The sequence below is a fragment of the Streptomyces sp. NPDC048290 genome (assembly GCF_040652095.1).
GTDB lineage: Bacteria > Actinomycetota > Actinomycetes > Streptomycetales > Streptomycetaceae > Streptomyces.
On record NZ_JBEZLM010000003.1, the window covers coordinates 269,103 to 286,100 of the forward strand.

At 72.6% G+C, this 16,998-nt stretch carries 15 protein-coding genes and 1 tRNA gene; 6 read left to right on the top strand and 10 right to left on the bottom strand.

All coding sequences use genetic code 11. The features are described from left to right. Positions 1-28: 28 nt before the first annotated feature. The gene (locus tag AB0D49_RS06020; protein WP_362752099.1) at positions 29-745 is read right to left on the bottom strand and encodes a transketolase; all 717 of its coding nucleotides are present in this window, start codon (positions 743-745) and stop codon (positions 29-31) included. Between the two features lie 128 nt (positions 746-873). On the opposite strand from AB0D49_RS06020, the gene AB0D49_RS06025 reads away from it, so the two are divergent. Continuing rightward, a tRNA-Pro gene (locus AB0D49_RS06025) sits at positions 874-947 on the top strand. 198 nt (positions 948-1,145) lie between these two features. Here AB0D49_RS06025 and AB0D49_RS06030 read toward each other — a convergent pair. The 3 genes from AB0D49_RS06030 to katG form a co-directional block, all read right to left on the bottom strand. Beyond that, a complete protein-coding gene (locus tag AB0D49_RS06030) occupies positions 1,146-2,366 on the bottom strand; it encodes a DUF418 domain-containing protein (RefSeq protein WP_362751415.1) in 1,221 nt (406 codons plus the stop codon). Positions 2,367-2,483: 117 nt separating this feature from the next. Beyond that, positions 2,484-2,774, bottom strand: coding sequence for a zinc-ribbon domain-containing protein (locus AB0D49_RS06035; protein WP_362751418.1), 291 nt, complete (start codon positions 2,772-2,774; stop codon positions 2,484-2,486). 187 nt (positions 2,775-2,961) lie between these two features. Further along, positions 2,962-5,163 carry a catalase/peroxidase HPI gene (gene katG / locus AB0D49_RS06040; RefSeq protein ID WP_362751421.1) on the bottom strand — a complete coding sequence of 734 codons (2,202 nt, stop codon included), beginning with the start codon at positions 5,161-5,163 and terminating at the stop codon, positions 2,962-2,964. A 674-nt stretch (positions 5,164-5,837) separates the two neighbouring features. Here katG and AB0D49_RS06045 point away from each other — a divergent pair. Then, on the top strand, positions 5,838-6,884 hold the full coding sequence (locus tag AB0D49_RS06045) for an XdhC family protein (protein WP_362751424.1): 1,047 nt from the start codon (positions 5,838-5,840) through the stop codon (positions 6,882-6,884). 401 nt (positions 6,885-7,285) lie between these two features. On the opposite strand, the gene AB0D49_RS06050 is transcribed toward AB0D49_RS06045, so the two are convergent. From AB0D49_RS06050 to AB0D49_RS06070, 5 genes are all read right to left on the bottom strand, one after another. After that, on the bottom strand, positions 7,286-7,705 hold the full coding sequence (locus AB0D49_RS06050; RefSeq protein ID WP_362751427.1) for a TOBE domain-containing protein: 420 nt from the start codon (positions 7,703-7,705) through the stop codon (positions 7,286-7,288). Between the two features lie 73 nt (positions 7,706-7,778). Continuing rightward, positions 7,779-8,306 (bottom strand): NUDIX hydrolase family protein, encoded by a 528-nt coding sequence (locus AB0D49_RS06055; protein WP_362752102.1) that lies wholly within the window; start codon positions 8,304-8,306, stop codon positions 7,779-7,781. A 24-nt stretch (positions 8,307-8,330) separates the two neighbouring features. Beyond that, positions 8,331-9,467 (bottom strand): amidohydrolase family protein, encoded by a 1,137-nt coding sequence (locus AB0D49_RS06060; protein WP_362751430.1) that lies wholly within the window; start codon positions 9,465-9,467, stop codon positions 8,331-8,333. A 1-nt stretch (position 9,468) separates the two neighbouring features. Beyond that, positions 9,469-10,872, bottom strand: a complete 1,404-nt coding sequence (locus AB0D49_RS06065) for a glutamine synthetase family protein (RefSeq protein ID WP_362751433.1) — start codon at positions 10,870-10,872, stop codon at positions 9,469-9,471. A gap of 40 nt (positions 10,873-10,912) precedes the next feature. Beyond that, positions 10,913-11,725, bottom strand: coding sequence for an SAM-dependent methyltransferase (locus AB0D49_RS06070; RefSeq protein WP_362751436.1), 813 nt, complete (start codon positions 11,723-11,725; stop codon positions 10,913-10,915). 208 nt (positions 11,726-11,933) lie between these two features. Here AB0D49_RS06070 and AB0D49_RS06075 point away from each other — a divergent pair, with 208 nt between their 5' ends. Together AB0D49_RS06075 and AB0D49_RS06080 are read left to right on the top strand one after the other, a co-directional pair. Then, positions 11,934-12,830 (top strand): Cof-type HAD-IIB family hydrolase, encoded by an 897-nt coding sequence (locus AB0D49_RS06075; RefSeq protein WP_362751440.1) that lies wholly within the window; start codon positions 11,934-11,936, stop codon positions 12,828-12,830. A gap of 33 nt (positions 12,831-12,863) precedes the next feature. Beyond that, complete coding sequence (locus AB0D49_RS06080; RefSeq protein WP_362751443.1) at positions 12,864-14,105, top strand: amidohydrolase; 1,242 nt, start codon at positions 12,864-12,866, stop codon at positions 14,103-14,105. Positions 14,106-14,219: 114 nt separating this feature from the next. Here the strand turns inward: AB0D49_RS06080 and AB0D49_RS06085 are convergent, their stop codons facing one another. Continuing rightward, a complete protein-coding gene (locus AB0D49_RS06085; protein ID WP_362751446.1) occupies positions 14,220-15,032 on the bottom strand; it encodes an SAM-dependent methyltransferase in 813 nt (270 codons plus the stop codon). A gap of 288 nt (positions 15,033-15,320) precedes the next feature. On the opposite strand from AB0D49_RS06085, the gene AB0D49_RS06090 reads away from it, so the two are divergent. Next, complete coding sequence (locus tag AB0D49_RS06090) at positions 15,321-16,097, top strand: sulfite exporter TauE/SafE family protein (protein ID WP_362751449.1); 777 nt, start codon at positions 15,321-15,323, stop codon at positions 16,095-16,097. Positions 16,098-16,235: 138 nt separating this feature from the next. Then, complete coding sequence (locus AB0D49_RS06095) at positions 16,236-16,988, top strand: cobalt-precorrin-6A reductase (RefSeq protein ID WP_362752105.1); 753 nt, start codon at positions 16,236-16,238, stop codon at positions 16,986-16,988. Positions 16,989-16,998 lie beyond the last annotated feature (10 nt).

Here is a 16,998-nt window from a genome sequence, read left to right on the forward strand (position 1 = left end):
GGGGGAGGGACGGAGCAGCGAGGGGAGGTCAGGGCGCCTTGGACTCGACCCGGGCGACGACCACGTGCGGTCGTCCCGGGTGCGGCGCGGTGAAGGCGTCGTACAGCGCGCGGTGATCACGGCCGTCGACGGTCCGGGCGGACCACCCGGCCGCCTCGAAACGGGCGGCGATACCGCCGGGGCGGGCATGGGTGGCGGAGGAGTTGTCGACCACCACGGTGTGCAGCCGGTCAAGACCCGCGGGCCCGGCGTAGGCGATGGCCTCGTGATTGCTGCCCTCGTCCAGCTCGGCGTCGCCGATCAGGGTCCACACGGCCGGACCGCTCCGGCCCTGGGCGCGTAGCCCCAGCGCGGTGCCGACGGCGATCGGCAGCCCGTGCCCCAGCGAGCCGCTGCCGATCTCGACACCGGGCACCAGCGTGCGGTCGGGGTGGTGGCCCAGCGGGGAGTCGAAGGAGCCGAAGCCGTCCAGCCACTCCACCGGCACGAACCCCTTGGCGGCGAGCACCGCGTAGTAGGCCATCGGCCCGTGCCCCTTGGACAGCAGGAACCGGTCCCGCCCGGGGTCCTCGGCCCGCTCCGGACCGACCCGCAGCACCCGGTCGTACAGCACCCACAGCACATCCAGCGTGGAGGTGGCGGCGGGGCCGTGTTTCTCGTCGCCGGTCATCCGGCTCATCAGCACGGGCAGCTCGGCGTAGCCGTACGACGGCCGCTGCCGCCGCTCCGTGATGGTCGTCGTCATCGTCATACGAACGATCCTGCAACCTCAACCGAAGTTCAGGTCAAGTAAACGGGTGCGCGACCACACGGCGGAGTGCGGTATGGTTTCTGTGCGCGTTCGGCCAGGGAAAAACCCAGGTCAGACAGCATCGGGACGTGGCGCAGCTTGGTAGCGCACTTGACTGGGGGTCAAGGGGTCGCAGGTTCAAATCCTGTCGTCCCGACTCGTGAGAGTCGTAGATCAGGGCCGGTACCGGAGCCATCCGGAACCGGCCCTCGGTCGTGTCCGGGGGTCTGTGGTTGGGCTTGCGGACGGGCGACGAGTCGGAGGGCATGGCCCACGGCGCCGGTGCGCCGACCGCACAGGGCCCGGCCCGAGACCGGAGCCGCCCAGTCCACCACCGGTGAGGAGTTCAGCGGTCTCACCCCGCCACCACCCCGCCAGAGCCCGGCATCCATCGCCGTAGTGCCCGCCGCTGCACTCCCTCCAGGGGCCCGTGCGGGAATCGGCGTAGCCATAGTGATGCGAAGGTGATGAGTACCGTGCAGATCGCCGCCCATAGGGTGATCACCCACCACGGGCCGGTGTCCGCGTAGTGCTCGGTCAGGCCCAGGCCGAGGCCGTAGCAGGCCAGCATCGCCAGGGTGTTCTGGAGGACGTAGCTGGTCAGGGCTGTGCGTCCGATCGAGGTCAGGGGCCGGGTCAGCGTGGCCGGTAGCCAGGCGCGGTCGGTCAAGGTGCCGATCAGGCCGATGTAGCCGAGGGCCACGATCGGTGCGGCCACATAGCGGCCGAGGAAGAACAGGTCCTCGCCGCCCAGGTACAGGGCCGCGTTGAGCGGCAGTCCGATGCCCAGGCCCCAGGCGGCCAGCCGTCCGCGCAGCAGCCGGCCGTGAGCGGTCGGCGAGAACGCGCCCGCGCGGTACAGCCGTACGCCCAGCAGGAACAGGAAGAGGAGCAGGCCGAACGAGATCACCGGCTCCATGCGCAGCGCCACCGCGTTCTCCAGCCGGAAGGCGATCTGGTCCCACCAGGTTCCCTGCGCGTAGACCTCCGTGACCGCTGGGGACACGGCGGTCGGGGCGTCCGACGGGTCGGTCAGCAGGGCCAGGGTGAGGAGGGTCATCAGTGTGGTGTGGAGGGTTACTGATACCCACATCACCTGTCGGCGGCGACGCTCGGACCGCATCAGCAGCCGGGCGGCCAGCAGTGCGGTGAGTGCGTACCCCATCAGTACGTCGAAGCCGAAGACCAGGACGAAATGGAGGGTGCCCTCGGCGAAGAGGAGCACGGCCCGAGGGCGGTAGCCCCGTGGCCAGGGCGTGCCCCGGCGGCGCGCGCCGTCGTACTGGATCGCCAGCCCGACGCCGAACAGGAGCGTCAGCATCGCCAGGAACTTGCCGTCGGCCAGGAAGCGGAACACCGCCTCGACCGGCTCGTCGAACGGGTCCGCCATCGGTACGCCCTGGAGGAACGCCCACTCGGAGCCCGGGGCGGCGAAGATCCAGATGTTGGTCATCAGCGTGCCGAGGATCGCCACGCCTCTGAGGATGTCGAGGAGGGGGAGCCGGGCCGTGGGGGTGGGGGCGGAGCTGGTGACGGGCGTCGTCCCGGTCCGGGGCGCGCGCGTGCTGTCGGTCATCACACCAGCGTCCCGGGCGGCCGGGGCGTGATCGTCCTGCGTGGGGAGGAATGGGCGCTGCATCCTTCGATGCAGTCGGCGGCGTGTGACCCCGACCGGCGGTGACCGGCCCCGGGCTCAGGGGCGGTACTGCTGCTGCGACGGGTGGGTGGATATGTGCGGGCCCTGGCCCGCGGCGGACTGGGACTGGAGGCGCTCCGCCTGGTCCTGCGTCACCCGCTCCTCCGCGCCGCAGAACGTGCACTGCGTCGCGTACTTGGTCGACACCGGGAACAGCGGGATGAAGAAGAGGGAGAACTTGGTGACCCGCTTGCGCAGGGTGTGGGCCGCCGGGTTGCCGCACCGGCCGCAGACCAGCGTGAGGATCGCGAGCTGGTACAGGTATCCCTTGGTACCGAAAATGATCATGCCTCGCGCCCTCCCGTGCCGGTGTCTGTGAGAAGAACTCCCGGGCCGGCTCCATGGTTCCCGCGTCCGCCAACCGGCGCGCGTCTCTGTCCCTGACAGTCCCTGACAGTCCCTGACGGACCCGGACGGCATCGGGGCCGGTCCCGAAGGACCGGCCCCGATCAGATCCGCCCGGCGGCGCCCGCGACTAGCGCAGGTCGAACCGGTCCAGGTCCATGACCTTGGCCCACGCCGCGACGAAGTCCGTCACGAACTTCTCCTTCGCGTCGTCGCTCGCGTAGACCTCCGCGAGGGCGCGCAGCTCGGAGTTGGAGCCGAAGACCAGGTCGGCACGGGTGCCGGTCCACTTGACCGCGCCGGAGGCGTCCCGAGCCTCGAACGTGGTCTGGTCCTCGGACACCGACGTCCAGGTGGTGTCCAGGTCGAGCAGGTTGACGAAGAAGTCGTTCGTCAGCGTGCCCGGCGTCTCGGTGAGCACCCCGTGCTTGGAGCCGCCCTGGTTGGCGCCCAGCACCCGCAGACCGCCGACGAGGACGGTGGTCTCCGGGGCGCTCAGCGTCAGCAGGTTCGCCCGGTCCAGCAGCAGGTACTCGGCCGGGAGCCGGTTGCCCTTGCCGAGGTAGTTGCGGAACCCGTCGTTGGACGGCTCCAGCGCCGCGAACGACTCGGCGTCCGTGTGCTCGTCGCCCGCGTCGACCCGGCCCGGCGAGAACGGCACCTCGACCTCGACGCCGCCGTCCTTGGCCGCCTTCTCCACCGCGGCGGAACCACCGAGGACGATCAGGTCGGCCAGCGAGACCTTCTTCGCGCCGGAGTTGAACTCGCCCTGGATGCCCTCCAGGACCCGCAGGACCTGCGCCAGCTCGTCCGGGTTGTTGACCTCCCAGCCGCGCTGCGGCTCCAGCCGGACCCGGGCGCCGTTGGCGCCACCGCGCTTGTCGCTGCCGCGGAACGTGGCCGCGGACGCCCAGGCGGCGCCGACCAGCTGCGAGACGCTCAGACCGGAGTCGAGGATCTTCGCCTTGAGCGCCGTCACATCGGCGGCGTCGATCGTCGCGCCCTCGGCGGCGGGCAGCGGGTCCTGCCACAGCAGGGTCTCCGCCGGGACCTCCGGGCCGAGGTACAGGGACTTCGGGCCCATGTCACGGTGGGTCAGCTTGAACCAGGCGCGGGCGAACGCGTCCGCGAACTCCGCCGGGTTCTCGTAGAAGCGGCGCGAGATCGGCTCGTAGATCGGGTCGAAGCGCAGCGAGAGGTCCGTGGTGAGCATCGTCGGGCGGTGCTTCTTGTCCGGGTCGAACGCGTCCGGGACGATCTCCGGGGCGTCCTTGGCGACCCACTGGTGGGCGCCCGCCGGGCTCTGCGACAGCTCGTACTCGTACTCGAAGAGGTTCGTGAAGAACCCGTTGCTCCACTGGGTCGGGGTGGTGGTCCAGGTGACCTCGAGGCCCGAGGTGATGGCGTCCTTGCCGACGCCCGTGCCGTAGCCGCTCTTCCAGCCGAGGCCCAGCTGCTCGATCGGGGCGGCCTCCGGGTCCGGGCCCACGTTGTCGGCGGGACCGGCACCATGGGTCTTGCCGAAGGTGTGGCCACCGGCGATCAGCGCGACGGTCTCCTCGTCGTTCATCGCCATCCGGCGGAACGTCTCCCGGATGTCACGGGCGGCGGCGATCGGGTCCGGGTTGCCGTTGGGGCCCTCCGGGTTGACGTAGATCAGGCCCATCTGGACCGCGCCCAGCGGGTTCTCCAGCTCACGGTCGCCCGTGTAGCGCTCGTCGCCGAGCCAGGTGGTCTCGGGGCCCCAGTAGACGTCCTCCTCGGCCTCCCAGACGTCCGCGCGGCCACCGCCGAAGCCGAACGTCTCAAAGCCCATCGTCTCCAGGGCCACATTGCCGGTCAGGATCATCAGGTCGGCCCAGGAGAGGGACTGGCCGTACTTCTTCTTCACCGGCCACAGCAGGCGGCGCGCCTTGTCCAGGCTCGCGTTGTCCGGCCAGCTGTTCAGCGGCGCGAACCGCTGCTGACCGGCGCCCGCGCCACCGCGGCCGTCGCTGATCCGGTACGTACCGGCGGAGTGCCAGGCCATCCGGATCATCAGCGGGCCGTAGTTGCCGAAGTCGGCCGGCCACCAGTCCTGGGACGTGGTCAGCACCTCGGCGATGTCCTGCTTCACGGCCGCCAGGTCCAGGGACTGGAACGCCGCCGCGTAGTCGAACTCCCCGCCCAGCGGGTTCGCCACCGGGGGGTTCTTGGCAAGGATCTTGAGATTGAGCCGCTCCGGCCACCACTGGCGGTTGCCACCGCCCTGGGTGGGGTGCGCGGCCCGCCCGTGTGCGACAGGGCAGCCGCCCTCCGCCGCGGAAACGTTCGCCTCGGGGTTCTCAGCCATGGGAATCCTTCCGAACTTGCTTGATCGGTGCTCAGGAACTGCTCAAGAAACTGCTCAAGAACTCAACTGCTCGGCACAGAGAAGACTCGGCACAGAGAAGAACTGACACGCGGAACTGACAACAAGAACTGCTCGACGACGAGGGCCGTGGCCTGCCGCGCCGCGCGGGCCGTGCGGTCGCGCGATCCGGCGGGCGGGGGGTCCTCGTCGGTCGCGCGACCGACGGTGGTGCCGGGCCGGTGCGCGTGGGCCTCGACGGCTCGCGCGCGTGCGGAGGTCCGGCCGACACGAGCCCGGGAGACCGGGGCGGATGGTGCCCCGGACCCTGGAGGAACGGTGCCCCGGACGGTGCCGGGGAGCGCGACGCGGGTCGGCCCGCCCATCGGGCCGGTTCCGCGCAGCTCCTCGGCGGGGGTCGGGGGCTGGGCTGCGGTCACGGCGCCCAACCTATCCGCTCAAACGCGAGGGGTTCAAGAAAAGAAGTTGTTCGAGCTTTGTACGTCGTCCAGAGAATCTTGCTCACACCCCGGGTGACCTGGGCGAACCGTCCCTCCAGGGAACCACGTCACTTGTCGCTGTTCCACCGTTTCAGCATAGAAACGGGCGATATTCCGGCGGACTAGAATCCTCGCCGTCGAAACCGCCCGCACTACGGCGACGAGAGGTACGTGATCATGCGCGAGCTGGCCGAAACGGCACGGCGCTGGGCCACCGAGGGACGGCCCGCGGTACTCGCCCGGCCGCTGACCGAACGGGGCTTCGGACCCCGCCGCCCCTCCGACGCGCTCCTCGTCGACGCGCGGGGCGCCACCTATGGGGCGCTCTACCGGGGCGCGTTCGACGCCCTTCTGGTGGCGGAGACCGCCGCGCTGCTGGGAAACGGTGACAGCGAGGACGGTGCCCCCGCGCGGGTCTGCGCCGTCGTCGTCCACGGCGATCAGGTCGCGGCGGCCGGGCTCACCTGCGGCGGACAGGCCGAACTGCTGCTCCAGCCCCTGAGCGCCGTACCGGAGCGCTGGTGGCGGCTGCTCGCCGACGGCGCGGACGCCGCCCTCGTCACCCGGCTGAACGCGGACCGCACCCGCGCGGTGAGCGAGCCGGTGACCGCGGACGACGGGGACGCGACCCCGGCCGCCGCGGAAGCCCGGCGCCTGCTCGCCCGGCACCGCGCGGGGCGCGCCACGCTCGCCGCCGACGACGGGCCCGTCCTGATCGAGACCTGCCCGGCCGTCCCGCATCTGATCATCGCCGGGGGCGGTGAACTCGCCGCGCTCCTCACCGCGCAGGCCGGGCTGCTGGACTGGCGGGCCACCGAGGCGCACACCGCGCGGGAGGTCGCCGAACTGATCGCCGCCCGCCCGGCCGCCGCCTGTCTGATCGTCCTCAGCCATGAACCCGACCTCGATGTGCCCGCCCTGCGCACGGCCCTGACCACCGGCGTGCCCTATGTCGGCGCGCTGGGCTCCCGGCCGACCCAGGCCCGCCGCACCGCCGCACTGGTGGAGACCGGCGTGAGCGAGGAACTCCTCGCCCGGGTGCACGGTCCGATCGGGCTGGACATCGGCGCGCGCACCCCGGCCGAGACGGCGCTCACCATCTGCGCGGAGGTGCTGGCCGCGCTGCACGCCCGCCTGACCCGACACGCCCGACGGGGGCCGGTCCGAGCGCGAGGAGGTGCCGACCCGAGCGGGATGGGTCTGACCGAGTCGGATGGGATCTGACCCGAGCCCGATGGCATCTGCGCCGGGCCCGCTGGGGTCTGACCCGAGTCCGCTGGGGTCTGCCCTGAGTCCGCGAGGGTCTGCCCCGAGCCCGACGAGCGGGCTGCTGAGCCCGACGGGCGGGCCGCTGAGGCTGACCCGACACGCCCGGCGACCAAAGCGGGAACGTGAAGGCCGGACATGCGCGCTGGACCTGCGGCGCCGGACATGCGCGCCGGATCCGCGGCGCCCGACACGGGCACCTCGCTCGACACGCTCGGCCAGAAACCCCCGGCGCGCGCGGCAGAAACACACCGCTCACCCGGCCAGAACCACCCCGCCGGACCCCCTCGAAGCGGCCGAAAACACCCGCCCCGAACCGCCCGCCCCGCGAACCGCCCCGCCCCGAACCGCCCGCCCCCCTACCCCGTCGCCAGCGAAACCTCCGTCGCCTTGATCAGCGCCACCACCGGGCTACCCGACCGCAGCCCCAGATCCTCCACCGCGTCCCTGGTCACCGCGGCGGTGAGTTCGCCGCCCGCCACCGCCACCTTCACCGACGCCATCGCCGCGCCCTCGGCGACCTCCCGGACCGTGCCGGGCAGCTGATTGCGGATGGACAGCCCGGGGACGGGCCCGGTGGCGAGGGCGACCTCGGTGGACTTGACCAAGGCGCGGACCCCGCTGCCCGCGGCGAGCCCCAGATCGGTGACGGCCTCGGCGGTGATCGCCGCGGTCAGGTCCTGGCCGCCCGTGAGCCGCACCTTGACGGTCGCCATCGCCTCGCCCGGCGTGACGGAGGTGACGGTGCCGGGCAACTGGTTGCGGATGCTCATGCTCATGACGGCCTCCCAGAGGTCCGTGGCCGGTTTTCGGTCACTGCGCGCGGGACCAACGTAACCCTGGGTGGGTCGGTCAGAGGGCGACTCCGACGTGGGACAGGGCCTGGCGGAGCAGGGCGCTGTGGCCGCCCGGCATCTCGCTGTGCACGACCTCCGAGGCCGCCTCCTGCGGGGTGAACCACACCAGGTCGAGGGCGTCCTGCCGGGGTCGGCAGTCGCCGCTGACCGGGACCACATAGGCCAGCGACACGGCGTGCTGGCGCGGGTCGTGGTACGGCGTGATGCCCTGGGTCGGGAAGTACTCGGCGACTGTGAAGGGCTGGAGGGAGGCCGGGACCCGGGGCAGGGCCACCGGGCCGAGGTCCTTCTCCAGATGGCGCAGCAGGGCGTCCCGCACCCGCTCGTGGAGCAGCACCCGGCCGGACACCAGGGTGCGGCTGACCGTGCCGTCCGGGCCGATGCGCAGGAGCAGGCCGATGCTGACGACCTCACCGCTGTCGTCGACCCGCACCGGAACCGCCTCGACGTACAGGATCGGCATCTGGGCGCGGGCGAGTTCCAGCTCGTCGCTGGTGAGCCAGCCGGGCGTGGTCTCGGTCATGTCAGACATTGCTAGATCATACTTTCAGTTGTCGTCGGAAAACCGGTAGATCCGGCGTGCGTTGTCCCGGCCCGCCCAGGAGGCGAGCCGCAGCGCGTCGGACAGGGCCAGCTCGCCGGTGTCCACGCGGTCCTGGAGCAGTTCGGCGAGCCCGCGCCGGAAGGCGAGCGCGCCGAGATGGTAGAACTCCGCGAGCCCATAGGCGTCGGAGCTGTACAGCAGTTTCCGGTACGGGGTGATCTCCAGGGCCTCCTCCAGCACCGCGCGCGCCCGCGCCGGGCCCACATGGTGCAGGGTGAGGCCGACGTCGAGATACACATGTTCGAACACGGCGGTCAGATAGGCGGCCTGCCGCTGGTAGGGCCAGCAGTGCAGCAGCAGGACGGGCAGCGCGCCCGCCGTGCGCCGCAGCCAGTCGGTGAGCAGGGCGGGGTCGGCGTGGTGCAGCCGCAGGTCGCTGTCCCCGAACCCGGTGTGCAACTGGAGGGGCAGCCCCAGGTCGGCGGCGGTCCACAGCAGATGCCGGACCAGCACCGGGTCCGCCAGCCGGGGGCCGCCGTCCGCCAGCCAGCGCCGGGCCGCCGCCGTCACCTCGGCGGCACCGGGCCGTTCCGGGTCCAGAGCGAAGCCGGTGCGGTACGCCGCCACCGACTTCACCGCCACCACCCCCGGCCGCCGTACCGCCGTCCGCGCGGCCTCGCGGAAGGCGTCGCCGTACGCGTCCGGCTCCACCCCGTCCGCCGCGATCCGTTCGGCGACGCTCTCCAGCCGCACCACCTCGTACGCCGTCGCCCCGCCGCCCGCCGCTGTGGCGAGTGCCTGCGGCGGGGTCAGCCGGTCGGCTCCGAAGCCGGTGTCGACGGCGAACACGGCCGTGCGCGCGGCGGCCAGGAACCGCCTGTTGACCTCGGCCGCGCCCAGTTCGGCCCGGCGCCGCACATAGGTGCCGGGCGCGGTGTGCGCGGGCAGGTCGAGCAGCGGGGCGCAGTGCCGCCGTACGGCGGTGCCGACCGGCGTGTCGAACAGCGACACGCCGGGCCAGGGGTCGCCCTCGGTGAGCAGTGCCTCGTAGTCCGGGCGTGTCAGAACGGCGGTGACCACCCCGTGGCAGTGGTGGTCCACCAGGCCCAGCCCGTCCAGCGCCTCGCGCACGGCCGTCATGTCAGTACTTCCAGCGGTAGGCCGCCGCCACATGTTCGTCGTCCAGCCCGTCCACCGCCATGATCTCCCCTTCCCGTACGGCCGTCACCGCGTCCGTGAGGACCGTGCCCAGTGCCTTGTGCAGGACCGGGTCCGCGCGGAACTCGCCGACCGCCTCGGCCAGCGACACCGGCAGCCGGCGCACGCCCCGCGCCTCGGCGTCGGCCGGGTCGAACCCGGCCGGGTCGCCGGTGATCTCCTCGGGCAGGACGGCCTCGCCGCCGACCCCGTCGAGCCCGGCGGCGAGGGCGCAGCCCAGCGCGAGATACGGGTTGGCGGCCAGGTCGACCGGCTTGATCTCCAGGTTGGCGGCCTGGCCGCGCTGCCCGGCGGTGCCCCGGATCACCCGCAGCCCCGCCTCCCGGGTCTCCAGCCCCCACGCGGTGAACACCCCGGCCCACTGGGACGGCCGTAGCCGCAGATAGCTCGCCGGGCAGGGCGCGGTGACCGCGGTCAGCGCGGGCAGATGGGCGAGGACACCGGCCGTGAAGGACTCGGCGGTGGCCGTCATCCCGTGCCGCCGGTCGCCGCCGGAGTGCAGGTTCTCGCCGTCGCGCCAGGCGGAGAGGTGCACATGTCCGCCGTTGCCGACGCCCTGGCCGCGGAGCGCCGGGGCGAAGGACACCCGCAGCCCGTGCCGCTGGGCCACCGCCCGGACCGTCTGCCGGACCAGGACACTGCGGTCGGCCGCCGCGACCGGGTCCAGCGGGGCCACCGACAGCTCGAACTGCCCCGCCGCGTACTCCGGGTGGAACTGGTCCACGTCCAGCCCCTGCGCCGCGCAGGCCGCCAGCAGCTCGGCCGCGTAGTCGCTCAGCTCGATCTGCCGGATCGCGCTGTACGCGGGGGCCGTCGACGCCGGTTCGAAGCCGTCCGGTGCGGTGTCCGCGCGGGCGACCGCCCACTCGATCTCGATGCCCGCCCGGAACTCCAGCCCGTGACCGGCCCCGGCGTCGGTCACCATCCGGCGCAGGAAGGTGCGGGAACAGCCCGGGTGCGGCGCGCCGTCCTGGGTGATCCGGTCCACCGGCGCCCAGGCCCAGCCGGGCTGCGCGGCCAGCACGGTGAGCTGGTCCAGATCCGGGAACAGCCGCAGATCGCCGTCCGGGGAGCCGAGGACGTCCGTGGCGACGATCGCGTCATTCGCGAGGAACGTGTCGAACACCGGGGACATCCCGACGCCCCAGCTCACCGCCGCGGCCAGCTTGCCCACCGGGACCGTCTTGACCCGGGCCACCCCGGCGGTGTCGACATAGGCGAGCACGATCCCGTGCACCCCGCGTCCGGCCAGCTCCGCGGCCAGCGCCACGGCCCGTTCCGCCTCACCGGGTCGGCCGCCGGGTACGGGGTCGGCAAGGGTGGTCATACGTCCTCCTGGGTGGTGCGCGGTCCGGCGGCGCCGCGGGTCAGGGCTTCACGGCCACCGCTGCCAACTGCGGTACCACGGGCGCAGCTTGGCCGTCCGCGCGCCACGCCGAACACGACACCAGTCCCGGTTCGAGCAGCTCAAGACCCTCGAACAGGCCCTCGATCTCGGCCCGCCCCCGGGCGGTGATCGCGGGCCGCGCGTGCGCGTTCCAGTACGTCATCGCCGCGCGCTGGCCCACACCGCCCAGCTCGGGTTCGTCGGTCGGATGGGTCAGCACCAGATGGCTCCCGGACGGCACCGCCGCCATCACCCGGCGCACGATGTCCCGCGCCTCGCCGCCGTCCAGCACGAAGTTGAGGATGCCCAGCATCAGCACCGCGACCGGGCGGGACAGGTCCAGGGTCGTGGCGGCCCGCTCGATGACCGTGTCCGGGTCGCGCACGTCCGCCTCCACACAGTCGGTGGCGCCCTCACCGGTCCCGGTCAGCAGCGCGCGGGCGTACATCAGGACGAGCGGGTCGTTGTCGACGTACACGACCCGTGCCCCGGGGTCGACGCGCTGGGCCATCTCATGGGTGTTCTCGGACGCCGGCAGGCCCGTGCCGATGTCCAGGAACTGGCGCGTCCCCCGCTCGGCGGCCAGGAAGCCCACCGCGCGGCCCAGGAACGCCCGGTTGGCGAGCGCCACCTCACGGATCACCGGGAACATCGCGGCGACGGACGCGCCGACCCGTTCGTCCACCTCGTAGTTGTCCTGGCCGCCCGCCCAGTAGTTCCAGACCCGCGCGCTGTGCGCCACCGGGGTTCTCGGCCCCGTGGATCTGCCGGCCGGGATGCCGCTCTCGCTCACGTCGTCCGCCCTCCTCGCACCGGGGGGCCGCCGCCCCCGGCCGGTCGTCGCCGTCATTGTGCACGGCTCAAGATCGGCTGTCCCCTGAATGCGACGAGCGTCTCGCCGCTCCCGGCCGGGACGGAACCGCCCGGTACGCTGGGCGACCGAACACCAGTCCACTGTCGGACGGTCCCGTCGCCCCCGGCGCCTCCACAGGAAGCGGTCCATGCCCCCCTCGTCCCCCTCGTCCCCCTCCTCCCACGCCCCCGCGCCGCTGCGCCCCCGCACCCCGGACGAGGGACGGTCCACCGGCATCCGGCTGATCGTCACCGACATGGACGGCACGCTGCTGGACGACGCCAAGCGCCTGCCGGACCAGCTGTGGACGGTCCTGGACCTGCTGCGCGAGCGCGGGGTGCTGTTCAGCCCGGCCAGCGGACGCCAGTACGCGACCCTGGCCCACGAGTTCGCCCCGGCCGCCGAGGGCATGGCCTTCATCGCCGAGAACGGCACCTATGTGGTCCGCGACGGTGTCGAACTCAGCTCCGACCCCCTGGACCCGACCGCCGTGACCCGCCTCGTGGCGACGGTACGGGACCTGGCGGCGTCCGGCGCCGACGTGGGCGCCGTCGTCTGCGGCAAGGACGCGGCGTACGTGGAACGGGGCGACGCACCGTTTCTCGCCGAGGTGCGCCGGTACTACCTGCGCCACCGGATCGTCCAGGACGTGACCGCCGTCGACGACGACATCCTCAAGGTGGCCCTGTTCGACTTCGGCGCCGTGGAGCGGGCCACCGTCCCGGCCCTGACGCCGTTCGCGGCGACCCACCAGGTGGTGGTGTCCGGCGCGCACTGGGTCGACGTCATGAACCGCACCGCCGACAAGGGCGCCGCCGTCCGCCGCCTCCAGCGTGAACTGGGCATCACCCCCGCGCAGACCATGGTCTTCGGCGACTACCTCAACGACCTGGAGATGCTGGACACCGCCGAGTGGTCGTACGCCATGGCCAACGCCCACCCCGAGATCCTGGCGCGGGCCCGCCACCAGGCCCCGTCCAACAACGACAATGGAGTGCTGCGCACGATCGCGCGGGTGCTGGACCTGCCCGGGGTCGAGCGGTAGCCCACCGCGCGAGACACACGAGTGGGGAGCGATATGAGCGAGTCGTCCTCCGTCGCCGGACTGACACACGACATCACCTCCGGCCTCGACCCCGCGCGGCTGGCGGACTTCTACCGCGATCTGCACCGCCATCCCGAACTGGCCTTCGAGGAGCACCGCACCGCCGCCCGGCTCACCGACCGGCTGCGGGCGGCCGGTCTCCAGGTCACCGAGAACGTCGGCGGCACCGGCGTGGTCGGCGTACTGGCCAACGGCGACGGACCGGTGGTGCTGCTCCGCGCCGACCTCGACGCCCTGCCCGTCACCGAGGCGACCGGTCTGCCGTACGCCTCCACCGTCGACGGTGTGATGCACGCCTGCGGCCACGATCTGCATGTCACCTGGCTCGCGTCGGCCGCCGCGTGTCTGGCCGCCGCCCGGGACACCTGGTCCGGCACGCTGCTGGTGGTCGGCCAGCCCGCCGAGGAGGACGGCGACGGAGCGCGCGCCATGGTGGCCGACGGACTGCACACCCGGTTCCCCCGCCCCGACGTGCTGTTCGCCCAGCACGCCGCGCCCGGGGTCGTCGGCTGCTATCCGCACACCCCCGGACTGACCATGTCCGCCGCCGACGACATCGACGTGGTGGTGCACGGCGTCGGCGGGCACGGTTCACGCCCCGAGTCCACCGTCGACCCGGTGGTGACGGCGGCGTACATCGTCACGCGGCTCCAGACCGTCGTCGCCCGGGAGGTCGCCGCGCGGGACTCGGTGGTGCTGACCGTGGGGGAGTTCCACGCCGGGACCAAATCCAACATCATTCCCGCCGAGGCCCGGCTCGGACTGAGTCTGCGGACCCAGGACGGCGCCGTACGGGCGCGGGCCCTGGACACGATCGAGCGGATCGTGCGGAGCGAGTGCGCGGCGGCCGGCTGCCCCGCGCCACCCGATGTCACCGTCCGGTCCGGCTATCCGGTCCTCGTGAACGACGCCGCCCTCGACACCGAGATCGCCGCCGTCCACCGCGAACTCTTCGGCGCGGACACGGTCTTCGACTTCGGCCCGCTGATGGGCAGCGAGGACTTCTCCCGGCTCGCCCCGGACGGTGTGCCGTACGACTACTGGTACGTCACCACGACCCCGCCGGACGTCTGGGCGGCGGCGCCCGGCGACGGGCTCATGGAGAAGTTCGCGCGCGTGCCCAGCAATCACAGTCCCGCCTTCGCGCCCGACCTGGCGGCGCTGGTGCCGGGGGTGCGGACGTTGGTGGGGGCGGCGCTGAGTCGGCTGGTGTGAGGGCGGGGGCGGTTGCGCGGGGGCTGGTGGTCTGCGGGGGCCTGTCGACCCGGCCCTGACGACCCGGCCGGTCGACACGGCCGGTCGCCATGACCCGGTGCCGTGTGCCCGCCGTCAGGGCTTGCGGGCCACCGCGCCGTACAGCGAGATCGGGCCGTCGCCGATGTCCGACTCGTCCTCGGCCAGTTCGGGATGCCAGGCGGGCAGCGGCACGATCCCCGGCGCCATCACGTCCAGCCCCGTGAAGAACGCGCCGAACTCGCTCCGCGACCGCGCCACCAGCGTGACCCCGCCCGCCGTGTACGCCGCGATCCCGCGCCGTACGTTCTCCGGCTCGAAGTCGGCGGTCAGCGCGGACAGGACGAGGAAGCTGCCCGGCGCCAGCGCGTCCAGCAGTGTGCTCACCAGGTCGTGGGCGCCGTCCTCGTCGGCGATGAAGTGCAGCAGGGCGATCAGGGACAGGGCCACGGGACGGTCGAGGTCGAGGGTGTGCGCGGCCTGGTCGATGATCCGGCGCGGGTCCCGGGCGTCCGCCTGGACGTAGTGCGTCTTCCCGTGCGGGGTGCCGCGCAGCAGGGCGGCGGCGTGCGCGAGGACGATCGGGTCGTTGTCGACGTACACGATCCGCGCCTCGGGCGTGACGGCCTGGGCCAGTTGGTGGAGGTTGGGCTCGGTGGGTATCCCGGAGCCGATGTCCAGGAACTGGCTGATTCCGAGCTGTCGCGCCAGCAGCCGGGTCGCCCGCTGCATGAACCAGCGGTTGCTGCGGGCGGCTCGTGGGGCACCGGTGTCGATGGACATGATCCGGTGGCCGAGTTCCTCGTCGACCGGGTAGTTGTCCTTGCCGCCGAGGAACCAGTCGTACACCCGTGCGGGGTGGGGTCTGGTCGTGTCGATCAGCGGGCCGGTCGGCTCGGTCCCGGTCAAGGGGCGCTCCTCGTTGCTCGGTGTACGGGGTGTACGGGGTGTACGGGGTGTACGGGGGGTTCTCGGTGTGCTGGCTGGTTCCGGTGCTCGGGTTGGCTCGGCGCGGGGTCCTGAGGCGTTCCGGCGCAGTCTGGCACGGTGCGCCGGTCGTTCGGAGTCGGTCTTCGGCCACGCGTGGACGGGGTGTGGCGGGGTTCGATGGGGCGTCCCCGGCGGGCGTGATCAGGGTCACGTGCGGTGGACGCTCCTTACTTCGGGGAGTTGCGTGGGCCTAGCATCGGTGTCCGCATGGACACGATGACGCTCTGGCACATATCCGGCTGGGAGTTCGCGGCGCTCGCCGTCGCCGCGCTCCTGGTCGGCTTCTCCAAGACCGCGGTGAGTGGCGCCAACACCGTGAGTCTCGCCATCTTCGCGGCGGTGCTGCCGGCCCGCGCCTCGACCGGCATCCTGCTGCCGGTGCTCATCGCCGGTGATGTGCTGGCCGTGCTCACCTACCGGCGGCACGCTCACTGGCCCACGCTGTGGCGGCTGTTCCCGGCGGTGGCGGCGGGGGTCGTGGTCGGCACGGTCTATCTGATGTGGGCGGACGACGCCCAGGTCCGGACGTCGATCGGGGCGATCCTGCTGCTGATGGCGGCGGTCACGGTGTGGCGACGGCGCCGGGAGGGCGAGCGGGAGTCCGACCCCGACGAGATCCGGACACGGACGGGGCGGATCAAGGCGCGGTCGTACGGAGTGCTCGGGGGATTCACGACCATGGTCGCCAACGCCGGGGGTCCGGTGATGGCGATGTATCTGCTGTCGGCGGGATTCCGGAAGCTGGGCTTCCTGGGGACGTCGGCGTTCTTCTTCCTGATCGTGAATGTGTCGAAGGTGCCGTTCAGTGTGGGGCTGGGGCTGATCGACGCACGGTCGCTCCTGCTGGACGCCGCGCTGGTGGCGTTCGTGGTGCCGGGCGCGGTGATCGGGAAATGGGCGGTGCACCGGATCGACCAGCGGCTGTTCGAGCAGTTGGTGATCGCGGCGACGGTGATCGGCGGGGTGCAGCTGCTGCTGACGTGAGCGGCTCGGGGTCGGTCCTCGGGGTCCGTTTGCGGGGCCGGGTCGGTGGGCTGTGCCGCTTGCGGTTTCGCGTGCGGGGGAGGGCACTGAGGCGGGCCGTACGCTCGGTCCATGTCTGCTCGGTCCATGTCCTCTCGGCTGTCCGCGCACCTCCTCGTCCTCGGCGGTACGACCGAGGCGCGTGAGCTGGCCGCGCTGCTGGGCGCCCGCCCCGGGCTGCGGGTCACCACCTCCCTCGCCGGGCGGGTCACCCGGCCCGGCGCGCTCGCCGGGGAGGTACGGACCGGGGGGTTCGGCGGCGCGCGGGGACTCGCCCGGTGGCTGCGGGAGCACGCCGTGGACGCGGTGATCGACGCCACCCATCCCTTCGCCGCGCGGATCACCGCCCACGGGGTACGGGCGGCGGCGGAGGTAGGCGTTCCGTATGCCGTGCTGCGGCGCCCCGGGTGGGTACGGGAGGACGGGGACCGCTGGCACCGGGTCCCCTCCCTGGAGTCCGCCGCCGCGCTGGTGCCCGCGCTGGGCCGCCGTGCGCTGCTCACCACCGGACGGCTCGGACTGGCCGCCTTCGCCGGTCTGACCGATGTCCGCTGCGTCGTCCGGTCGGTGGAGCCGCCCGAGCCGCCGGTGCCGCCGCGGCTGGAGGTGGTCCTCGCGCGGGGGCCGTTCACCGTGGCCGAGGAGGTGGCGCTGCTGCGGGAACGGCGGATCGAGGTGCTGGTGACCAAGGACAGCGGGGGAGCGGCGACGGCGGCGAAGCTGGTGGCGGCGCGGACGGTGGGGGTGCCGGTGATCGTGGTGGACCGGCCGGAGCTGCCGGCGGGGGCGGTCGTGGTGGGGGATGTGGCGGAGGCGGTGGGGTGGTGGGAAGGGGGTCGGGGACTGGCGTGACCCCGAGGTG